Raw genomic sequence first — 21,117 nt, forward strand, 5'->3', positions numbered from 1 at the left:
AAAAAGTCGTAGTTGGACATACCCAGTGTCCACAGCGGGGTGGCAAACTCCGCCGACATGGGAAGCAATGCTTCAATCTGGTGTGTGTCCCCAAGGCGATAGAGGTTCCACCAGTTGTTCCGGTCAGAGACAAAATGCAGGTGGTTATCCGGGGACCAGCGTGGCTGGGTGACTGACTCATCGCCCTGGCCTGCGATCAATTCAGGTGTTCCCGGAAGGCCGTCATTGTCCAGGGTGGATAGCCACAGGCGGGTATTGTCCCAAGGCATATCGGGATGGTTCCAGCTTATCCAGCAGAGTTGTTGGCCGTTGTTATCGAGCTTGGGGTAGGCGTAAAAATCCTCGCCTTCACACAGCCGTTGCAGGGCCATATCCCCGCTCAGGGGGATAGCGGCAACCAGGTTTTGTGGTTCACCGGACTGACTGTGGTCTTCCATTACGCAGATCAGGCGCTGCCGAGTCTGATCGACACAGAAATCGGCAAAACAGTATTTGGCATCCGGGGTGATGGGTTGCGGCAGGGCTTCAGGGTCATCGAGTGTCAGGGCGTAGACCCGTTGATCATCGTAGAGACAAAAATACATCACATTGCCGCTGACGATGTAGGGAGATCCACCGTACTCGTGAACCTTGCTGCGACAGCTCAGTGGGGCGGGAAGGGCGTCCTCGATGGCCCCGTCTGCCCGGCGGCGGACCACCACCGAACGGCCATTTTCCCAGGGACGAGTTTCCAGCCAGTAGAGGTTGCCGTTATCAAACTGTGGAAACGCGTAACCGGGCAAGCCGTTTGTCAGTAGTTCCGGTACGATCGGTGAAGCCCAGCAGCCGAAAGGGGCGGTGGTTGTCATGTTCAACTTCCGGCGAGCTTAACGGTGTGGCCCTGCTGTGTGAGTGCCTCGCGGATTTTCTCCCGGTGGTCCCCCTGGATTTCAATGATGCCATCCTTTACCGAGCCACCGGTGCCGCATAATTGCTTGAGTTGTTTTGCCAGTTGTTTCAGCGAATCATTGTTCATATCGAGGCCGCTGATGGTGGTCACTCCCTTGCCTTTTCTGCCACTGGTTTCCCGTCGAATGCGAACGATACCGTCGCCCTTGTCTCGGGCAGGTTCTGGTTCAGTCGTATTGATCCTGCCGGTTTCCGTGGAGTAAACCAGTCGGGTGTCCTTGCTCATGGGGCTCCAGGTGTCAGTTTGCAGTGAGTACGATTTTGCCGATGTGTTCGCTGCTCTCCACCAGGCGGTGGGCCTCATTGGCCCTGTGTAGTGGAAAGGTGCGATGAATCACCGGTGCTATGACGCCATTGTCCAGTAAAGGCCACACCTTATCCAGCAGGGAGCGGGCAATTTCCGCTTTCTCGGATACCGGGCGTGAACGCAGTGTAGAACCTGTGAGCACCAGCTGTTTTAACATCATGGGCATCAAATCCACTTCGACTTTTGAACCCTTTAGAAATGCCAGGGAAATGATACGACCGCGAAAGGCGGCAGCACGGATATTTCTCTGTACATAGTCGCCACCCACCATGTCGAGGATGACGTCGACACCCGTGCCATCGGTCAACGCCTTGACCTCTGATACAAAGTCTTCATCTCGGTAATTGATAGCCCTTTCTGCACCCAGTTCCAGACAATGCTGACACTTTTCCTGGCTTCCGGCCGTAACGAACACACGATGGTTCATCGCATTGGCTAGCTGTATGGCGGTGGTGCCAATGCCGCTACTGCCACCCTGCACGAGCAGGCTCTCCCCGGCCTTGAGGGTGTTGTGGAGGAACAGGTTGCTCCAGACGGTGAAAAACGTTTCCGGTATGGCCGCTGCCTGTATGGCTGTGAATGGAGCGGGAATAGGAAGACACAGCTCTTCATGGGCAACGGCATATTCAGCATAACCGCCGCCGCTCAGCAGCGCGCAGACCTGTTGTCCAACCTGCCAACGACTTTCATGATTGCCAACGGAAACAATTTCGCCGGAGACTTCCAGGCCGGGAAGATCCGGGGCGCCGGGTGGCGGCGGGTAAAGGCCCTGTCGCTGTAGGATATCGGGCCGGTTGATGCCGGCGGCGATGACCCGAATCAACACCTCATCATCACCGGGAACAGGCAGTGGCCGTCTCACCGGGTGCAGGACATCGGCGGGCCCTGGTGAGCTGATTTCAATACACTGCATGTCTGTGGGTAATGGCATCATTGGCTCCATAACTGGACGAACAGGAAACCACTGCACAGCAGGGTGCCCATGAATGGTATGGCCAGCTGCAGTGGTCGCCGTTTTCCTTCCCTGTAGTTTAAAAACAATAACGCCAGATTCACCAGTGTAAATACCAACAGGATCAGGGCGCTGGTGGTGGCGGCGAGGGTGGTTACCGGCAACCACAGGGCGAAGCTCAACACCAGTAAGCCGGCAAACAGGGTTGCCGGTATAGGTGTTCTGGTTCTGGGATGAACTGTGCCGAGAAAAGCCGGGGCGAGGTTTCGCCGCGCCATCCCATAGAGTACCCGGGAGACCATGACAATTTGTATCAGCGCACCATTGATGATGGCGACCAGGCTGATTAAAGCCATAGAACTGACAGGTAGAGTGCTGTTGTGCTCAATTAACAACGCCAGGGGTGCCTCTGATCCGGCGATCTCTCTCATCGGTATGGTGGACAGGGCAATAATGGCGATAGCGGCATAAAGCAGGGTGGTGGTTGCAACTGCAATGGCGATACCCCAGGGCAGGTTGCGTTCGGGGTGTTTGACCTCCTCGGCCATGTTGACCATGTCTTCAAAGCCGATAAAGGCAAAGAAAGCCAGAAAGGCACCACTGGCAATGGCGGAGAAAGCAGGCAATGTCAGGGGTGGCACCATCACGGTCCAGTCTATCCCGCCCCGGCTGAGTTCATCGCTACTGACAATGATCACCAGAAACAAACCGGCGATTTCCAGCAGTGTGGTCAGTATCGCCAGAGTCACCGATTGCTTAACTCCCCAGGCGGCAATGCCGACCAGAGTCGCTACCAACAGGCTGATGGTTAATCCCTCGGGGGTGTTGATAAGGACACTGAAATAACTGTTAAAACCCCGGGCCATGGTCGCGGCGGAGACAATGCCTCCCAGAGAGATAGCGAATCCCGCCAGGGTAGCCAGCTGTTTGCACCGCAATCCTTCCTGAATGTAGACCGCCTCTCCGGCACTGCGGGGGAAGCGTCGTGCCATCTGAGCATAGGAATAGGCGCTGAAACAGACGACAACGGCTGCGAGCATGAAGGCCCAGGGTGTCATGGCCCCGCTTTTTGCGATGACGGCGCCGAGCAGAACGTATATGCCTGCACCGAGAATAGTGCCAATGCCGTAAAAACTGATCTCGACCAGGGAGAGGTTGCGCAACAGATTGGGTTGGGTCGTCATGAATGAGAGTATAGGCGGTCTGCCTGCTGCCACCGGTCAGTAACGTCAACCAAGGGAGTTAATCAGGCGGTTGATGTATTTTTTTACCTGGAGATTGATTTTCGATGTTTCGCGATTCGCGTGAGACTTCTGTGGCGCTGATTGATGAGCAAGGTTGCTATGGCGACCGCTGTTTATATTTGATGGGGTAACGCCGTATTTGGACGTGTCCCTCCGCTGGTCGAGCATCATGCTGGCAGGGGCATTGTAGAGGTAATTATCGGATAGCTTCTCTCCGGTATGGCTGCTGAATGCCCGGGCCGGGTCGAGGTGCCAGGTTCCCACCGGAATATCATCCCAGCGGTCGTCCCAGGACCATGGCGGTTTGGGCCGGGACCAGCCGCGACGATCAAAATCCCTGCCGGCAATATACTTACCAACCTGCACTTGTCGTCCCAGACTGTCAGTACCTATAACTAGGGAGTCTTCAAACAGGCTTTGCTTGCCTTTGCCTGAGGGCCGAAAGTTACGCGCCATTTCGTACCAGGGCTTTAGGGAGGCGAGTCGGTAACTGATGGAGAATTGACTTATACCATCCACACGTAGCTGTTCACGATGCGTATGCCTGCTGTTGTGGCGCAGGATTTTGGTATGCGTAGCCAGCTTGAGGAAATCGCGTTCTTCGGCGCAGCGAATGCCGTGCCCCATTGCCTGAGTGTAGATGATGACATGGTTGTCGTCCTCGAACAGCGCACGGGACTGGATCGGCTCCGTGCCGCTGGATTCACCATGACTGTTACATAGAAAAAAGCGGTTGTGGAACCAGGTTTCCACCAGGGCCACCTTCATGGAAGCCTTGTCGACCCGCAGTTGCAGACCCTCGTTATCGCTATCGTGATAGGTCATGTTGGAGAGGGCCTCACGCAGTGGAGAGTCGTAATCCTTGATGTGGTACAGCATGTAGGCCAGGTAGTAGGAGTCGTCAGTCTCGGCGATGACTTCCCCGTAAACCACGCTGGGCAGTGTTCCCCGGGCCAGGGCGTTGTCTACGTTATTGCGTGGGTCGGTGTCGCTATCGAAGAAGATATCGGTGGGAACGTCCCACAGTGGTTGGTGGCCGATTTTCTGGATGATAGTGGGGCTGAAGGTTTCCAATAGCTGCTGATAACGGTGTTCCCGAGATATGTCAGCCAGCTGAACATCTTGTGGTGCGGGATTTGGCATGTATCCCGGCAGTTTGATTCGGTTGAAGTGCCCCGTGGCCAACTCCGGCAGGGAAATGACAGGTTCTAGTGGGTCGGCCATCAGCCGTGCATTGGCGAAGATGACCAGTTCCAGAAGTACAAATACGGTTAGTGGCAGACCGCCAAAAAGATATAGGATGAGCGCTGTCGCCTTTTTATAATAATCGTTAGTGTGTCTCCGCCAGGCGCGGGAGGACAGCCACTGACAGCCGCGGTAGATGGTGATAGGAAATAGGGCAGTCGCCTTGAGCGAATACTTTAGCATGTGGCTCTTGTTATAGTTTTGGCCGTGTTAATACAATAAAACGAGCGCAGTTTAATATTTCGCGGTAGCTATGAATAGTGAGTCTCTTAGCGTTTTTATCCTCTTCGGACTGGTCCTGTTACTGGGGCTGGTGTATGTCGTCAGGGGATATTTAAACGGTGATTTTAAACACTACGAGCGGGTTGATCGCCAGGGGGGCAGTGTGCTGCTCGGCAAGGCGGTAATGAATTTTGCTGTTTGGGGGATGGAGCCTGTGGCCCGCCTTTTGGCAAGGCTCTCCATCACACCCAACCAGGTGACCCTGAGTTCGGTGTTTTTTGGTCTTGTGGCCGGTCTGTGTATCGCCTCTGGCCACTTTGGTTATGCCTTCTGTGTGGCGATTGTTGCCGGCATGACAGATATGCTTGATGGCATGCTGGCGCGCCTGTCGGGAAAAAGTGATGCTTCCGGTGTGGTATTGGACTCTACGATCGATCGCTATGTGGATTTCTTTTTGTTGGCCGGTTGCGCCCTCTATTTTCGACATGATGTGATGAGTTTGTCCGCCAGTCTGCTGGCAATCCACGGTTCGTTTATGATCAGTTACACCACGGCCAAAGCTGAGGCAATTGCGGTGCGCGTGCCACGCGGTGCCATGAAGCGCACTGAGCGGTACGTTTACCTGTTGCTGGCACTGGTCGCCAGTACTTTTTATCCGGGATCTGAAGGTCTTTCGCCATTGCTGGTGGTGGTATGGCTATTGGCAGTTCTGACAAACTGGTCCGCCCTGATGCGCTTTCGTTCACTGTTCCTCTCTGCTGGGAACGTGGGCTGATGTTTTACCGCGCCCAGTTCGCTGCGATGCTGGCCACAGCTGTGGATTTCGCAGTTATGGTGTTCTGTTACCAGCTCCTTGGGTTGCCGTTGGCCATTGCGGTTGCCCTTGGCCCCATGGTCGGTGGCATGGTGAACTTTACGCTTAATCGCTACTGGAGTTTCCGTGTTGCCGGAGACAGGTTGCTGTGGCAGATGGGCACCTATATGTCTGTGTGCCTGGTTTCTGCTCTAGTCAATGCCTATGGTGTGGTGCTTATGGTGGCCCATACAGCATTGGCATATTTTCCTGCCCGGGTTCTTGTCGCTCTGACTGTTGCCCTGCTTATTAATTACCCCCTGCACCGCTATCTGGTGTTTGCGGCCAGGGGCGGTTTGTTGAAAAGTCAGTAACCTTTTTTTGTTGCCAGTTTTTGTGGACCTTGTGGGGCTTGCTAAGGAGTCGTCGTGGAAAGAAAGAACATCAGAATTGCTGTCATTGGCGTGGGCAACTGTGCCAGTTCCCTGATTCAGGGAATCCATTATTACCGTGACAGGGGTGCAGAGGAATGTATTGGTCTCCTCAACTATGAAATTGGCGGTTACCAGCCTGGAGATATTGAGGTGGTGGCGGCATTTGATATCGACAAACGCAAAGTGGGAGTGGATGTCAACGAAGCGGTCTTCGCCCTTCCCAATTGCACCACAGTGTTCTGTGGCGACTTGCCCGCCAGTGGCGTCAAGGTATCCATGGGTAAGGTGCTTGACGGTTACTCCGAACACATGGCCAATTTCGGTGATGACCGCACATTCCTGTTGTCATCGGAAGCGGAACCCAGCCAGGCCGACGTGGTAGACCAATTGAAAAAGGCCGGGGTGGATGTCCTTATGAATTACCTGCCGGTTGGCTCCCAGAAAGCCACTGAGTTTTACGCTGAATGCGCCCTGGAAGCGGGTTGCGCATTCGTCAACAACATCCCAGTGTTTATTGCCAGCAATCCCGAATGGGCGCAGCGCTTCGAGGCGCGCCATATTCCTATCATCGGTGATGATATCAAGGCGCAATTGGGCGCGACCATCGTGCACCGCACCCTGGGCAACCTGTTCAAGAAGCGCGGCGTGAAGCTGGAGCGCACCTATCAGCTCAACACCGGTGGCAACACCGATTTTCTCAACATGTTGAATCGGGAGCGTCTGGCCTCGAAGAAAGAATCCAAGACGGAGGCCGTGCAGGCGGCTATTCCCCAGCGACTGGAAGCCGAAAACATCCATGTTGGCCCCAGTGATTACGTGCCCTGGCAGAACGACAATAAGGTCTGTTTTATCCGCATGGAGGGCAAATTGTTTGGCGACGTGGCGATGAACCTGGAATTGCGGTTGTCCGTGGAAGATTCCCCCAACTCCGCCGGCGTGGCCATTGATACCATCCGCTGCGCCAAGGTTGCCCTGGAACGGAACATGGGAGGCATTATCGAGATTCCTTCCGCGTTCTTCTGCAAGCACCCGCCCCGGCAGATCCCGGACGACGAGTCCTATGCCACCCTGATGGAAGAGTGGGTCTAGGACGGGATCAGCGTCATAGGCTGCCAGGATGGCGGCCCGAATCGGATCTGCCTCAAGGGATAACGTATTGATCTGCTCAACGGTTAGGTTAGGCCAGGTTCCCAGAATGATACTCAGGGTTGCGAGTGTCTTGTTCGATATGAGCTCTTTTGTCCACGATTATGCTGAGATAACCGGCAGCAGCTTCTTTGAGCGTAGTTGTAGAAACTGTTGGTATATAATGATCCGATACTTTTTTGGGCTATTCAGATAACTTCATGACTGATTTCAAGCGGATTGCGCTGGTTTCCAATATTGAGACACCGGAAATCGGTGACTCCATCAAGCGGCTTATCAGCTATCTCGGTGAAGCTGGTTACACGGTGATTCTTGAGATCAATACCGCGCGGTTTGTCGGCAACACCGAGTTGCCGGTGTTTGAATGCGGCAAGCTGGATGTACCACTGGACCTGGTGATTATGGTGGGAGGCGACGGCAGTATGCTGAGTGCCGCCCGTAACCTGGTACAGCACAACGTGCCCCTGCTGGGAGTGAACCGCGGTCGACTGGGTTTTCTCACCGACATCCTGCCCCACGAAATGGAAGAGCAGGTCAAGCGTGTACTTTCCGGGGAATTCATAATCTCCAGCCGCTTTCTTCTAGAAGTGTCTATCAGGCGTTCTGGACAGGTGATTGGTACTGGCAGCGCTCTCAACGACGTGGTACTGCACCCGGGAAAATCTGTGCGGATGATGGAGTTTGAGCTGTATATCGATGAGCAGTTTGTCTATAGCCAGCGTTCCGACGGCTTGATTGTTTCTACCCCCACCGGTTCTACAGCTTACGCCCTGTCAGGGGGCGGCCCGATCATGCATCCCAACCTGGATGCGATTGGGCTGGTACCTATGAATCCGCACACGCTGTCCAGCCGTCCCATCGTGGTCGGTGGCAACAGTGATATTGAGATTCGGGTGGGTTCTCGCAACGAACTTCATCCTTTGGTGACCTGTGACGGCCAGAATGATATTCAGTCAGAGCCGGGAGACACGATCCGGATTCACAAGATGGCCCAGCAGATTCAATTGATTCATCCCGTTGGGCATGATTTCTACGAAACCTGTCGCACCAAACTGGGCTGGGGTAGTCGCCTAGGTATTTCGGAGCGGAACCGCTGACGCAATGACAGAGCAACAGCCAGAATGGGTCCAGATTGCGGACATTCCATCCCAGTACGATATCACTGAGTTTTACCACCAGCTAGAGGCTCAGGGTATTCGCTTTCGCGTCCGCGAGCGCGGAGACATGGTGGAATTGTGGGTGGCTTCCTCAGAGGATGTCCGGGAAGTCGTCAGGATGCTGCAGGATTACAGCATTCATCACCCACCACCACCACCTCCCGGCATGCCGCAGTTGGGTTTCAAGGAACAAGTGCAGAAAATGCCGGTGGTGGTAGTTCTTATACTGTTGAGCATTGTGGGGTCAGCCATCGTGGATTGGGGCTTCCCCCTGATACACTGGTTTACCTTTCAGGATTTTGAGCTATTTGGCGACAGCATCAGTTTTGATACCGCCGACATGGCTATGGCTAAGGGGCAGTATTGGCGATTGATTACACCTATCTTTCTCCACTTCGGCATTTTTCACGTCGCCTTCAACAGTGTCTGGATGTGGGAGCTGGGGCGTCGGGTCGAACCCTTGGCGGGAAGCATGCACATATTAATGGTGGTGCTGTTGATGGCGTTGGCTTCCAATATTGCCCAATACCTTTGGAGCGGACCTTCGCTGTTTGGTGGCATGTCAGGCGTCGTCTATGGCCTGCTAGGTTATGTCTGGATGCGCAATAAGGTAGCCCCGCGACCAATACTGGCGCTGCCAAACGGCCTGCTGGTGTTTATGCTGGTGTGGCTGTTTGTCGGTATGACCGGACTCATCGATTTGCTGATGTCAGGCAGTATTGCCAATGCTGCCCACGCTGCCGGTCTGGTGAGCGGCATGGTGCTGGGCATCTGGTCCGGCAAGGTTGAATCCGGCGGAGAGCGGCAGTAATTGCTATAATCGTCAGCTGTTTTTCACACTATCCCATTGGCGCTGTCACTACTGGCTGGCGCCTATCTGTACCGAGGTTACACCGAGGATGTCCATGGATTTTCAACAATTGATCGATGCGATCACACCCGACATTTACGACAACCTGAAACGTGCTGTGGAGACGGGCAAATGGCCCGATGGCTCGCGCCTGACAAAGGAGCAGCGGGAGCACAGCATGCAGGCCATTATTGCCTACGATGCCCGTCATAAGTCCGAGGAGGAGCGTGTGGGCTACGTGGCGCCAAAGCAGAAGGCCGAACCCTGTGCCACAAAACAGAAGAAGGGTAGTGATCCCCAGCCCCTGAAATGGCAGGAGTAGCCGGTGGCTGATTATTCAGGGCATCTCCAGAAAATGAAGGTGGCACTGCCGCCGGACCCGGCGGGCCAAGTGACGTACCAGTTACCGTTGGATGAAGAACGTCTGCCTTTAAATGGGTTGCTGGGTGAATCTATCCGTATGACGTTTACCGGCGAGATTCACTGCATTCACTGCGGGCGTCGCAGTAACAAAAGCTTTAACCAGGGCTACTGTTACCCCTGTTTTGCCAAACTGGCACAGTGCGACAGCTGTATCGTCAGTCCCGAAAAATGCCACTATTTTGAGGGCACCTGTCGTGAGCCTGAATGGGCAGATAGCCACTGCATGGTCGACCATATTGTCTACCTGGCCAACTCGTCAGGGGTGAAAGTCGGTATTACCCGCGAATCCCAGTTACCTACCCGATGGATCGACCAGGGTGCGGTTCAGGCTTTGCCGATTATGCGGGTGAAAACCCGGCAACAATCCGGCCTTGTTGAGACAGCGATGAAACAGTATGTGGCCGATAAAACCAACTGGCGCACCATGTTGAAGGGCCAGATTGAAGCTGTTGAGCTGCCCGTTATACGAGACGAATTATTTGACCGTTGTGAAACAACCCTCAGTCAGCTGGAAGAGCAATTTGGTATACAGTCCTTGCAGCGTCTGGAGCAATCCAGCGTGGTGGATATCGACTACCCGGTACTGAATTATCCCAGCAAGGTTGCCAGTCTGAATATGGACAAAAACCCGGTGGTGGAGGGCACACTACAGGGCATTAAGGGACAGTACCTGATCCTGGACAGTGGCGTGATTAATATCCGCAAATACACAGCTTACCACGTGGAAGTAGCAATCTGATGATGGCCATGAGAGACGCCCAACCGGGCAATATTTACCTGAAAGACTACGAAGTACCGCGCTTTTTGATCGATAAGACCGAGCTGCGGGTGGAGATTGGTGATAAAGATGCCACGGTGCTGGCCAACCTGACCATGCGTCGCAATCCTGCGAGCAACTACCAGGGCAAAAGCCTGTCCCTCCACGGTGTGCAGCTTGAATTGCAACAGCTGGCAGTGGATGGCCGTGCCCTGTCGAAGGCCGAGTACGAGGTCAACGGGGAAGAGCTGCTGATTCACCGGGTACCGGATAATTTTACGCTGACTTCTGAAGTGTTGATCCGCCCCAGGGAAAACACATCCCTTGAGGGCCTGTTTAAGTCGCGCACCATGTATTGCACCCAGTGCGAGGCGCAGGGTTTCCGGAAAATCACCTACTACCTCGATCGCCCGGATGTGATGTCGGAATTCACCACCACCGTGGTGGCCAGTAAATCGGAATGCCCGGTGTTGCTGTCGAACGGCAACCTGCACGACTGGGGTGCTCTTGATGATGGGCGTCATTGGGCAACCTGGCATGACCCGTTCCTGAAACCGGCCTACCTGTTTGCCCTGGTTGCCGGGGATCTTTCGCTGGTAGAAGACAGCTTCACCACCTGCAGTGGCCGTGATGTGGCCTTAAAGCTGTATGTGGAAGAGAAGGATATTGAAAAATGCGGCCACGCCATGGATTCTCTGAAAAATGCCATGGTCTGGGATGAGGAGGTTTATGGTCGCGAATACGATCTGGATCTCTACATGATTGTTGCCGTGGACGATTTCAACATGGGTGCCATGGAGAACAAGGGGTTAAATATTTTTAACACCTCCTGCGTACTGGCGCACCCGTCCACTACCACCGATGACGGTTTTAAACGCGTTGAAGCGGTAGTGGCCCACGAGTATTTCCACAACTGGTCTGGGAACCGTGTCACCTGTCGAGACTGGTTTCAACTGAGCCTGAAAGAGGGTTTCACCGTATTTCGCGACTCACAGTTTTCTGCCGACATGGGTTCAGCAACGGTGAAACGCGTTGAAGACGTGAACATGTTGCGCACTGTGCAGTTTGCAGAAGATAGCGGCCCCACCGCGCACCCGGTCCAACCGGCCTACTACATGGAAATATCCAATTTTTACACCGCCACGATTTATGAAAAGGGTTCGGAAGTGGTGCGCATGATCCACACCCTGCTGGGGCCCGAGCTGTTCCGTCGTGGTACGGATATCTATTTTGAACGCCACGATGGTCAGGCCGTGACGATTGAGGACTTCGTGGCAGCCATGGCCGATGTTAGCGAGCGGGACTTTACCCAGTTTATGAACTGGTATCGCCAGGCGGGCACGCCGCGTTTGTCGGTGACCAGTGATTATGATCCGCAGCAGCAACAATTCAGCCTGCATTTCAGTCAGTCTTGTCCGCCCACGCCTGAATGCCAGGAAAAACAGCCATACCATATACCGGTATCGGTCGGTTTGGTTACACCGTCAGGGGATCTGCCTCTGGATGCAAAGGGCAACACCACCCAGGTGCTGGAAATTACCCAGCCAGAGCAGACCGTGGTGTTCGAGGGCATCACCGAGGCCCCTGTACCCTCCCTGTTGCGCGGTTTTTCTGCACCGGTAAAACTCAGTTACCCCTACACTCTGGACCAGCTGAGCTTCCTGATGGGTCACGACAGCGATGGCTTCAATCGTTGGAATGCCGGTCAACAGCTGTCGATACAGCTGATGCAGGCGCTGGTGACAGATTATCGCGAAGGAACCCCGCTAGTGCTGGATCAGCGGTTGGTAGAAGCCTTTGCCAAAGTTCTGGCCGAAACAGATACTGACAAAGCCATGCAGGCCCTGGTGCTAATGTTGCCCAGCGAGTATTTGCTGGCGGAACTGGCGGAGGTTATCGATGTTGAAGCGATTCACCAGGTGCGGCGCTTTATGTGTCGCGAACTTGGCCGTGAACTGAGAGATACATGGCGCGCAACCTACCTCGCTAACAGCGAAAAGGTTTTCGAAATGTCCGGTGCTGCAGTGGCCAAACGCAGCCTCAAAAACCTGTCTCTGCGTTACCTGTTGAATGGCGCCTCAGACGATTCATTATCGTTGATGCACACCCAGTTTATGGAAGCCGATAACATGACGGATCGCCTCTCGGCCCTGAACGGATTGGTCAATGATCCACGGGAAGAGGCACGGCCTCTTTCGGAACAGGCTCTGGATAAATTCTATAATGACTGGCAACACGAGCCGCTGGTTTTGAACCAGTGGTTTCAAACCCAGGCCGCCTGTGTTTTGCCCGGTGGTCTGGAGCGGGTGAAAGTGTTGATGGAGCACCCGGCCTTCGACTTCCACAACCCCAACAAGGTGCGCTCCCTGATCGGCGTGTTCTGTAATAGTAATCTCATCAACTTTCACGACGAAGCGGGAGAGGGTTATCGTTTCCTGGCAGACAACGTTATTGCACTGGACAAGCTCAACCCTCAGATTGCGTCCCGCCAGCTGACACCTCTCACCAAGTGGCGACGTTATGATCTGACACGGCAGGCGCTGATGCGGGAAGAGTTGGCGCGAGTTCTGGCGGAACCGGGGTTGTCCCGGGATACCTACGAGATCGCGTCGAAGAGTCTGTGAGAGATAAAAAGGTAACCCAGTTGATCGGTATCAACTGCCCTGTTAACCGATGGCAGGATAATGGCCGCCGTTGAAACGCTGAAAGCGTTGAGACGCATGAGTGACATTCAACCCTCTATCTCAAGGGTTCATTATTAAGGAGAGCGTCCAGCTCTCCTTTTTTTTTGCCATATCTGCGTTCAACAGTGGCTCAGGCTGTTTCGGTCTCTTTCTTTTTCTTTCCGGCTTTTTTTACCGCTTTTTTACCACCACTAATGACCTCGTGCAGCTCGACAAACTGCTTGGTGAGGGCGTGGCTCGGGGCGAAGTAGATCAGTGGTTTACAAGCCTGGTGAGACTCGCGCATTTTTACTGACTGACTGAGGTAAACAGGCAAGACTGGGTGTTTTTCTGCCAGTAGTTCCTTAATGATTTTACTTGGCAGATTGGCCCTTGGCTGGAACTGGTTGGCGATAATGCCTTCCACTTCAAGCCGGTCGTTGTGGTCTTCGCGCATTTCACCAATGACTTCGAGAATGTTGTACAGGGCGTGGCGTGAGAAAGCATCGCAGTCAAAGGGAATCAATACACTGTCGGCACAGACCAGTGCCGAAGTGGTGTAAAAATTCAGGGCAGGTGCGGTGTCAATAAAGACATGGTCGAACTCGCCATCCAGTTTGTTCAGCAGGTCCCGTAATTTATAAATCTTGTGACGGGACTCGAGTTTCTGTTCGATGCTCTCAAGTTCCGGGTCTGAGGCAATTACAGACAGGTTTTCGTAGGGCGTCTTAATAACGAAGTCGGCGGGCTTTTTGGGGGACAGATTGAACGACACTGTCTGGGCGAAATAATCGGCAATGGTGAGGTCAGGCTTGGCATCCTGACCCAGCAAGTAGTGAGTTGAATTGCCTTGAGGGTCCAGATCCACAACCAGGGTTTTTTTGCCGTTGTTTGCGCAAATGGCAGCCAGGTTACAGGTGATGCTGGACTTTCCTACACCACCTTTTTGGTTGAAGACGACTCGGCGCATAGTGTTAATCCTTTCATGGCAGAAGAGAAGAGGGGGAATGGAATGAGCTTGTGGGGCATAAACAGCGCTCTGGATGGAACAGCTGATTTCATTCTACTGGAAGGCCCCTTCAGTGGCGAGGGGCGAATGGGAAGAATCGGCGTACAAAAAATGACCACAACTTTATCTTCAGTATGGGAATCCCCGCTTGGATAGAAGATGCACAAATACGGGTCAAATGTGGTCAGAAATGCCCGATTTTTAGGCATTTTATCCCTGTTTTATTGGAGGCTCTCAGGTATGGCTACCATAGAGTGGGGCCAATGGTGTGCCCTTGGGTGATTTCTCCGGACGGGTTTTACGCAGAGTCTTTAACCGCTGGCAGAGCCTGTTTAGGTCGACCTCATCATCAGCAGCTGTGCTGTAGAGAGACTTGTCCAGTGCCTCCAGGAGGAGGGAAACCTGCTCATCATTGGCCAGCTGTGAGACCTGACTGAGCTTCTGCACCGGGCGCTGCCAGAAGCTTCCGGCCCAGATTAACAGCGCTTCGCGGAAACCGGGGAGGTCCTTACTGTTAGCGCTTTGGCAGAGGTCTTTAAACAGGGCTGATTCTTTTTCATGGTTGGGCTCATGATTGACGACAGTTGCAGCCTGTTTGCGGCTGCCGCGCCAGAGGATCAGCAGGGTAATGACTGCAACTGACAACAACAGGTTTGTCGCAGCGAGTATCCACAACAGCCGGTTGTCCGACGAATTCTCATGAAGCTCAACAGAGTCACTGGTCACTGCGATATCGCTGGTCAAAGGAGCAGGGTCTGCCGGTGTTGCAACAGTTCCCGGAGCTGGCTTGACGGTGAGGGTTTGTGATTCCAGCAGGGTTTCCCTCATCTGTTGACTGCGGGTATCCCACCAGCGGACTTTCACCGGGGGCAGGGTGATCTGCCCGGCACGAGAAGGCACGATAGCAACCGATTCCACCCGTGATCCAATCACCCCTTGGGGATCGACATTATTTTCCAGCTGAGGCTGGTCCGGGTAAACCTTGAAGCCATCACCGGCATCGATAATTAGCGGTGGTAGCTGACTGTCCATCAGGCCCTGGGCTGTGAGGTGAATCGTGCGGGTGACAGGCTCGCCAGCGACCAGTTCATCGAGCGGGCGACTCCATCTTTCACTGAGGCTCAGGCCCTGGGCGGGTAGCCAGTCTCCGGGACCGTAGTTGTCGGGTCGGGGCTTGACGTCAATATGCTGTTCATCAGACAGCAAAAACACGGGTTTACCCCGTGAGCCAAAAAAGGAACCGGAAAAACGATCACGCCGGTCCGCCATCACGGCGTTGAAACGCACCGGGGGGATAACCAGTTTGCCACTGGCTTCGGGAAACAGGGCGTATTTCAGTTCCACCACCTGGTACAGCTTGCCGTTGTTCTGCTTCTGGTACTGGTTTTCCGCAACTTTCACCATGGCGGCATCTTTGATCATCAGTTCTTCGCTACTGAGTCCGGATAGGGGTACCGATGTGTTGAGTCTCAGGGTCAGTAGCACCTGTTCCTGGACAAACACCGACGACTTGCTCAACTCGGTTTCCATGAAAATGGGTTCACTGCCGTTACTGGTATTGGAACGGGGTGCGACCTGAAGTCGAATGGGACTGCTTTGTACCCCCTTGAGCTCAAGGGGGGGGATCAGCAGGCTGCCGGTTTTTTTCGGAAGCAGCTGTAGCACCCACTGGGTATAGGACTCCGTCGTACCATTGATAATGGAAAACTGGTTTTGCTGATTCTGACTAAGTATTTCAAAGTCCTCTTCCAGCACGGAAAAATCCGGGTCGCTGGTGGTTTGGCCATCAAAGCGAACCTGTAATTCCAGGGTTTCCCCTCGGCTCAGCTGGGTGCGATCTGCAGTGGCCGTCAGGCTGTCGGCCTGGCAGGCAAGACTGGATAAGAGTAACAGGGCGGCGGCGATCCACTGACAGATCTGCTGACGGTTAAACGTGAAGGCCATGGTTATTACCACCTCTGCTCTGAGTTACCGGGTCGATTGATGCCGCGGCGTTGTTCATACTGGCGTTTCTCCGCTTCATAACGGAATTTCTCGCGTAACAGGCCACCTGGGTCATCAGGGATTTTTCGCAACCACTGCTCCATGGCCTGTTTTTCCTCCTCGCTCATTTCACCCTCGGTAGCTGCCTGAGCCTGGGCGGGTTGTTGTTTACCCTCCTGTTCACCCTGTTGATCGCTACCTTCCTGTTGTGGCTGGGCGTCCTGCTGCTCTTTATCCTGTTCGCCTTGTTGCTCACTTTGTTGCTCTCCATCCTGAGGCTGTTCCCCGTGAGATGGTTGCTGTTGCTTGTCGGGGTTTTTACCCGTATCGCTGGGGTTATCCTGAGACTGTTGCTTGGAAGAGGATGATTGGTCCTGGTTGGATGAGCCGTCCTGATTCTGATCGCTGGACTGATTTTGTTGGTCGGACTGGGATTGCTGCTGGTCCGATCCCTGTTGCTGCTCCTGGCTATCATTGTTCTGGTTATCGTTGTTCTGCTGCTGGTCGTTTTGCGGCGAGTTGTTTTGCTGTTCCAGCAGTTTTTCCACCAGGTCGCGGTTGAATTCGGCGTCTGGCATGTCGGGTGTCAATGACAGTGCCCGCTTATAACTTTCCAGTGCCTCATCAAGTTTTCCTGCCTTTGCCAGTGCATTGCCGCGATTGTAGTGCGCATTGGCGGTGTCTCCCCCATAGAGCCTTTCGGCGTTTTCAAAGTCACCGTTTCGATAGGCGGCAGCGGCCTTCCAGTCGGGGTCTTTAAATGTTTGTTGCGCGCTTTCAGCGTCACCCTCGGCTAATGCCCGCGCCGCCTGTTGGTCTTGGGTCAGCCACAGGTCATCCCAGCCGAATGCCATGGCCGGTTGTGGGGCGGATAGCAGCGGCAACAGCAGGATTGATGCGAATACGCCACGACGGAAAGCCAGTAGCAGTATGGGTAACAGTGGTAACACCAGCCAGTAGCCCAGGTCGTGCCAGCTGTCGTAGGTTCTCTCCAGTTGTTTGCTGGCCGATCCGTGTTCTGCAGCAAAGCCTTCGGAGAGGTAGCGAATATCCTTGTCATCGGCGGTGAGACCGGAATAACGCCCCCCCAGCCCGCTGGCCAAAGAACCCAGAGCAGCGGCATCCAGTCTGGGGATGACGATAGCGCCTGTATTGTCCTTGGCAAATCCGCCGTTTTGGAGAGGAATCGGTGCACCTTCAGCGGTACCGATGCCCAGCACGGAAAGGCGGAACTCACCCATTTCCTCCAGCAGTGATGAGAGTTCATCCCGTGCGCTGGCAGAGACATCATCGGTGATCAACAGAAAGTCAGCCTGGTTGAGGCCGGCATTCAGTGCCAGCTCAATGCCCTGGTTAATGGCAGACTCAATGTTGCTGCCGTGCCCAGGCATGATGTTGGGGTCCAGGGCCGGTACCAGTGCTGCCACAGTTGCCGCGTCGTCGGTTAACGGGCTGACGACAAATGCTTCCGCCGCGTAGGCGATAAGGCCGGTGGTTCCTTCCTTACGCTGCTGAAGCAGCTCAATCAGTTTCAGCCGTGCCCTAGTCAGGCGGTTGGGTTTCAGGTCCTGCACCAACATTGATGGCGAGAGGTCGAACAGGACGACCAGTGCATTTTCCTGTTTATGCACGGGCAGGGGTGTGCGTTCCCAGGTGGGGCCGGACATAGCCACTGTCGCCAGCAGCCAGGCGATCAGCGCACCTGTTACCAGGGAACGACGCTGTTTAACGGTGGTGCCATCTACCAGGAATGGCAACAGCTCCGGGGCGATCACCTGTTGCCAGCTGCCGGTGTTCTTCTCCTGCTTGTATAACCACCATGCAGCCAGCAGGGCTGGCAGGATGGCCAGCAACCACAGGGGTCTAAGCAAATGAAAATCTGTCAGCACCGGGATCATGAATCACCTCGTGCTGTGAGCGGCGCCAGTAACAGGCTGCAGAGCAGAGCCACACCCAGTGGCCAGTAGAACAATGCCTTGGTGGGGCGCAGGGTCTCCGCTTCCTGTTCCACGGGTTCGAGCTGGTCCAGTTGCGCGTAGATCTGTTGCAATTCATCCGGGTTGCGGGCGCGGAAATAGCGGCCCCCGGTTTTATCGGCGATGGCGGTCAGAGTGGTTTCATCAAGATCTCGAGAGGGGTTGATTCGCCGGGAGCCAAAGAAACTGCGTTCCACAACGACTTCGGCACCGATGCCGATGGTGTAAATGGTGATGCCCTCACGGGCGGCGATCTCTGCCGCTTCCAGAGGTTGCGCTTCACCGGCGGAGTTGGCACCGTCGGTGAGCAGTATCAACACGCGATGGTTTTCCGGGCGGGATTGCAGTCGTTTGACTGCCAGCCCGATGGCATCGCCGATGGCGGTGCTTTCCCCTGCAAATCCAATCTGAGCCTCGTTCAGAAGCGTGTTCATGGTTTGCCGGTCAAAGGTCAACGGTGTTTGCAGGTAGGGGCGGGTACCAAACAGAATCAGGCCCAGGCGATCCCCCTGGCGTCGCTCAACGAATTCCCCTACAACCTGTTTGACTACGGTCAGGCGGTCTACGCTTTCGCCTTCAAGCCGCATATCCGTTTGTTTCATACTGCCAGAGATATCCACGGCAATTAACAGGTCCCGCCCGCTGCTGGGCAATGTGACCGGGTCGCCGATCCAGGTGGGGCGGGTGGCGGCCAGCAGGGTTCCCGCCCAGGCAACAAACAACAGCGTCAGGGTCAGCCATTGCCAGTAGCCACTCCGGCGTTCAACACTGGTTTGTGCCGCGAGGGCACAGTAGACCGGCGCTTTCAGTGCCGGGGCCAGGGTCTCTGCACGTCGCCGCCACAGCCGGTACAGAATAGGTAGCGGTAATAGAACCAGTAGCCAGGGCCATTCAAAAGTTAGCATGATGCCCCCCTGCGATGCTGTTTTATCCAGCGTCGCGTTCCCTCTGCCAGTTGTATCAGGCAGGATGGCGGTAGGTTCGCATCAGCCCGGTAAAGCTGATCCCCGAGGGTTTGTTGCAAGGACTCGTCAAACACCGGTTTACGACAAGCATGATTCATCCTGTCCAGCATATCCGGGACCCGTTCCGATTCCAGGCCAAAGCCCGGGTAAGCGGTTTTCGCCGTGCGCCTCAACAGCATTAACAGGGCATGACACTGGTCCGTTAGTGATTCTTCCGGCTGCTGCGCCATGGTTTCCAGGCAGGCAAAGGCCTCGCGGCGATAACAGTTGTTGCGGTAATTACGCACCAGAAATCGCACCAGGTAATAAGACGCCAGCAGTACCAACAGGGTGAGCAACCACCAGCCAGGTGCGGGCGGCCACCAACCCACGGCTTCGGGCAAGTGAATATCTCGCAACTGTGCCAATGGATCCTGCGGGTTCATCGGCGTCGCCCTTTATTCTTGCGACTGTATGCTCGCTGTAAAACGGGTAATACGGGCTCGGTCGTGGTGAAGCTCAATAATCCGAGACGTAGCTGCGTCGCCAATTGCCGCAGCTTGTTCTGCCGCTCTGTAAATTGTCGCTCGAACTGTTGCCGCAACTTGCCATCGCGACTGTTGAGCACAAAGCGTTGTTGGCCGTTACTGACCTGGTAGAGCGCCGGGGGCGGCAGGGTTTTTTCCAGTGGATCAATAACCTGGCACAGGGTGATATCGCAATGCCGGGCAAGCTCAAACAGATGCTGTTCACAGGACCGGTCCAGATCGTGGAAGTCGCTGACCAGAAACAGGGTGGAACCGGGCAGAGCCACTCGGCGGCAATCCTTGAGAATATCCGACAAGCTAAATTGATCAACCTCAGGTTGCAGCAGCATTTCACTGAAATCCCGCAAGCGGTGAATCATTTGCAGCACAGCGTGGTGGCTGCGCTTGGGGCGGATTTCTGTCACTTGCCGGGTGCCAAAAATTAATCCGCCCACGCGGTCGTTGACATTCAGGCCGGCCCACCCCAGGGTGGCGCTGATCTGACAGGCGAGCACAGATTTCAGTGTGCGCGACCCAAAAAACATGCCGTAACGAAGGTCGCTGACGATCAGTACCGGACGCTCCCGTTCCTCCCGATACAGTTTGGTGTGAGGCGTCAGGGTACGCGCCGTCACGCGCCAGTCTATGGTGCGGATGTCATCGCCGGGCTGATACTGCCGGACTTCCTCAAAATCCATTCCGCGGCCGCGGCTGCGGGACTGGTGGCCTCCCATCAGGGCGGTACGTGCCATCAGTCGCGGAAAGAAATTCAGCTCCCGTGTGCCAAACCGCATGCCTACCAAAGTGGTGACATCGGCGATAGCCGGGTTATGGATGTCCGGGTCTGTCATTGATCAGGCAGAAGGTACGTTGGCAATCAGCGTATCGATCACATGGTCGGCGGTGATGCCGCTGGCTTCTGCCTCAAAGCTGAGTATCAACCGGTGACGCAGTACATCGTGGGCGACATTGCGCACATCGTCGGGAGAGACATAGTCGCGGTTATTCAACCAGGCACTGGCCCGGGCACAGCGGTCCAGGGAAATGGTGGCCCGCGGACTGGCACCGTATTCCAGCCAACTGCCCAGGTCCTCACCGTATTGCCCGGGGTTTCGGGTGGCCAGAATCAACTGAACAATATATTCCTCCAGCGGTTCTGCCATATGAACTGACAGCACCTCTTTACGGGCATCAAGCAGAGTTTCTTCGGACACTTCTTCAATACCTGCACTTGGCGCCTGTAACGCTTCGTTGCGAGCCAGTTTGAGAATTTCCCGTTCGGCTTCTGCTGCCGGGTAGTCGACATTCACGTGCATCAGAAACCGATCCATCTGTGCTTCCGGCAACGGATACGTGCCTTCCTGTTCGATGGGATTCTGGGTCGCCATCACCATGAACAAGGGCGGCAGAGCGTGAGTGGTTCCGGCGACAGTGACCTGGCGCTCTTCCATCGCTTCGAGCAGCGCCGCCTGAACCTTCGCTGGGGCGCGGTTGATTTCATCCGCCAGCACCAGGTTGGCGAATATCGGACCGGGCT

The 21,117-nt window shown here is 54.9% G+C and carries 20 protein-coding genes; 8 read left to right on the forward strand and 12 right to left on the reverse strand.

The window, feature by feature from the left end; translation table 11 throughout:
* The 5 genes from ACYZYZ_RS04850 to ACYZYZ_RS04870 all read right to left on the reverse strand — a co-directional run.
* On the reverse strand, nucleotides 1-848 hold an 848-nt coding region (locus tag ACYZYZ_RS04850; RefSeq protein ID WP_461483457.1), incomplete at its 3' end, for a TolB-like translocation protein.
* A gap of 2 nt (nucleotides 849-850) precedes the next feature.
* The gene (gene yciH / locus ACYZYZ_RS04855; protein WP_461483458.1) at nucleotides 851-1,174 is read right to left on the reverse strand and encodes a stress response translation initiation inhibitor YciH; all 324 of its coding nucleotides are present in this window, start codon (nucleotides 1,172-1,174) and stop codon (nucleotides 851-853) included.
* Nucleotides 1,175-1,187: 13 nt separating this feature from the next.
* Complete coding sequence (locus tag ACYZYZ_RS04860) at nucleotides 1,188-2,186, reverse strand: NAD(P)H-quinone oxidoreductase (protein ID WP_461483459.1); 999 nt, start codon at nucleotides 2,184-2,186, stop codon at nucleotides 1,188-1,190.
* Nucleotides 2,186-3,391, reverse strand: a complete 1,206-nt coding sequence (locus ACYZYZ_RS04865) for an APC family permease (protein ID WP_305170904.1) — start codon at nucleotides 3,389-3,391, stop codon at nucleotides 2,186-2,188. Before ACYZYZ_RS04865 ends, ACYZYZ_RS04860 begins: the two co-directional genes overlap by 1 nt.
* 45 nt (nucleotides 3,392-3,436) lie before the next feature.
* Nucleotides 3,437-4,879 carry a hypothetical protein gene (locus ACYZYZ_RS04870; RefSeq protein ID WP_461483460.1) on the reverse strand — a complete coding sequence of 481 codons (1,443 nt, stop codon included), beginning with the start codon at nucleotides 4,877-4,879 and terminating at the stop codon, nucleotides 3,437-3,439.
* Nucleotides 4,880-4,949: 70 nt separating this feature from the next.
* On the opposite strand from ACYZYZ_RS04870, the gene ACYZYZ_RS04875 reads away from it, so the two are divergent.
* The 8 genes from ACYZYZ_RS04875 (at nucleotide 4,950) to pepN (ending at nucleotide 13,102) form a co-directional block, all read left to right on the forward strand.
* Nucleotides 4,950-5,693 carry a CDP-alcohol phosphatidyltransferase family protein gene (locus tag ACYZYZ_RS04875; protein WP_461483461.1) on the forward strand — a complete coding sequence of 248 codons (744 nt, stop codon included), beginning with the start codon at nucleotides 4,950-4,952 and terminating at the stop codon, nucleotides 5,691-5,693.
* Nucleotides 5,693-6,085 (forward strand): GtrA family protein, encoded by a 393-nt coding sequence (locus ACYZYZ_RS04880; protein ID WP_305170901.1) that lies wholly within the window; start codon nucleotides 5,693-5,695, stop codon nucleotides 6,083-6,085. Before ACYZYZ_RS04875 ends, ACYZYZ_RS04880 begins: the two co-directional genes overlap by 1 nt.
* Before the next feature lie 54 nt (nucleotides 6,086-6,139).
* Nucleotides 6,140-7,234 (forward strand): inositol-3-phosphate synthase, encoded by a 1,095-nt coding sequence (locus tag ACYZYZ_RS04885; RefSeq protein WP_305170900.1) that lies wholly within the window; start codon nucleotides 6,140-6,142, stop codon nucleotides 7,232-7,234.
* A 257-nt stretch (nucleotides 7,235-7,491) separates the two neighbouring features.
* On the forward strand, nucleotides 7,492-8,388 hold the full coding sequence (locus tag ACYZYZ_RS04890) for an NAD(+) kinase (RefSeq protein ID WP_305170899.1): 897 nt from the start codon (nucleotides 7,492-7,494) through the stop codon (nucleotides 8,386-8,388).
* A gap of 4 nt (nucleotides 8,389-8,392) precedes the next feature.
* Complete coding sequence (locus ACYZYZ_RS04895; protein ID WP_305170898.1) at nucleotides 8,393-9,259, forward strand: rhomboid family intramembrane serine protease; 867 nt, start codon at nucleotides 8,393-8,395, stop codon at nucleotides 9,257-9,259.
* Between the two features lie 94 nt (nucleotides 9,260-9,353).
* A complete protein-coding gene (locus tag ACYZYZ_RS04900) occupies nucleotides 9,354-9,620 on the forward strand; it encodes a YeaC family protein (protein WP_305170897.1) in 267 nt (88 codons plus the stop codon).
* Nucleotides 9,621-9,623: 3 nt separating this feature from the next.
* Complete coding sequence (locus ACYZYZ_RS04905; protein ID WP_439651669.1) at nucleotides 9,624-10,460, forward strand: DUF2797 domain-containing protein; 837 nt, start codon at nucleotides 9,624-9,626, stop codon at nucleotides 10,458-10,460.
* Between the two features lie 8 nt (nucleotides 10,461-10,468).
* The gene (gene pepN, locus ACYZYZ_RS04910) at nucleotides 10,469-13,102 is read left to right on the forward strand and encodes an aminopeptidase N (protein ID WP_305170922.1); all 2,634 of its coding nucleotides are present in this window, start codon (nucleotides 10,469-10,471) and stop codon (nucleotides 13,100-13,102) included.
* A 190-nt stretch (nucleotides 13,103-13,292) separates the two neighbouring features.
* Here pepN and ACYZYZ_RS04915 read toward each other — a convergent pair whose 3' ends face one another.
* The 7 genes from ACYZYZ_RS04915 to ACYZYZ_RS04945 form a co-directional block, all read right to left on the reverse strand.
* Nucleotides 13,293-14,111 (reverse strand): ParA family protein, encoded by an 819-nt coding sequence (locus tag ACYZYZ_RS04915; RefSeq protein ID WP_305170896.1) that lies wholly within the window; start codon nucleotides 14,109-14,111, stop codon nucleotides 13,293-13,295.
* A 273-nt stretch (nucleotides 14,112-14,384) separates the two neighbouring features.
* On the reverse strand, nucleotides 14,385-16,094 hold the full coding sequence (locus tag ACYZYZ_RS04920; RefSeq protein WP_461483462.1) for a BatD family protein: 1,710 nt from the start codon (nucleotides 16,092-16,094) through the stop codon (nucleotides 14,385-14,387).
* A gap of 5 nt (nucleotides 16,095-16,099) precedes the next feature.
* Nucleotides 16,100-18,031, reverse strand: a complete 1,932-nt coding sequence (locus ACYZYZ_RS04925; protein WP_461483463.1) for a vWA domain-containing protein — start codon at nucleotides 18,029-18,031, stop codon at nucleotides 16,100-16,102.
* Nucleotides 18,028-19,014, reverse strand: a complete 987-nt coding sequence (locus tag ACYZYZ_RS04930; protein ID WP_305170893.1) for a vWA domain-containing protein — start codon at nucleotides 19,012-19,014, stop codon at nucleotides 18,028-18,030. The genes ACYZYZ_RS04925 and ACYZYZ_RS04930 overlap by 4 nt, the downstream gene beginning before the upstream one ends.
* Nucleotides 19,008-19,499, reverse strand: coding sequence for a DUF4381 domain-containing protein (locus ACYZYZ_RS04935; RefSeq protein ID WP_461483464.1), 492 nt, complete (start codon nucleotides 19,497-19,499; stop codon nucleotides 19,008-19,010). Before ACYZYZ_RS04935 ends, ACYZYZ_RS04930 begins: the two co-directional genes overlap by 7 nt.
* Nucleotides 19,496-20,431: a DUF58 domain-containing protein gene (locus tag ACYZYZ_RS04940; RefSeq protein WP_461483465.1), complete on the reverse strand. Its 936-nt coding sequence runs from the start codon at nucleotides 20,429-20,431 to the stop codon at nucleotides 19,496-19,498. The genes ACYZYZ_RS04935 and ACYZYZ_RS04940 overlap by 4 nt, the downstream gene beginning before the upstream one ends.
* 3 nt (nucleotides 20,432-20,434) lie before the next feature.
* Nucleotides 20,435-21,117, reverse strand: a 683-nt coding sequence (locus tag ACYZYZ_RS04945; protein ID WP_461483466.1) for an AAA family ATPase, incomplete at its 5' end; no start/stop codon positions are given.

Source organism: Porticoccus sp. (genome assembly GCA_023261185.1).
Classification (GTDB): Bacteria; Pseudomonadota; Gammaproteobacteria; order Pseudomonadales; family Porticoccaceae; genus Porticoccus; species Porticoccus litoralis.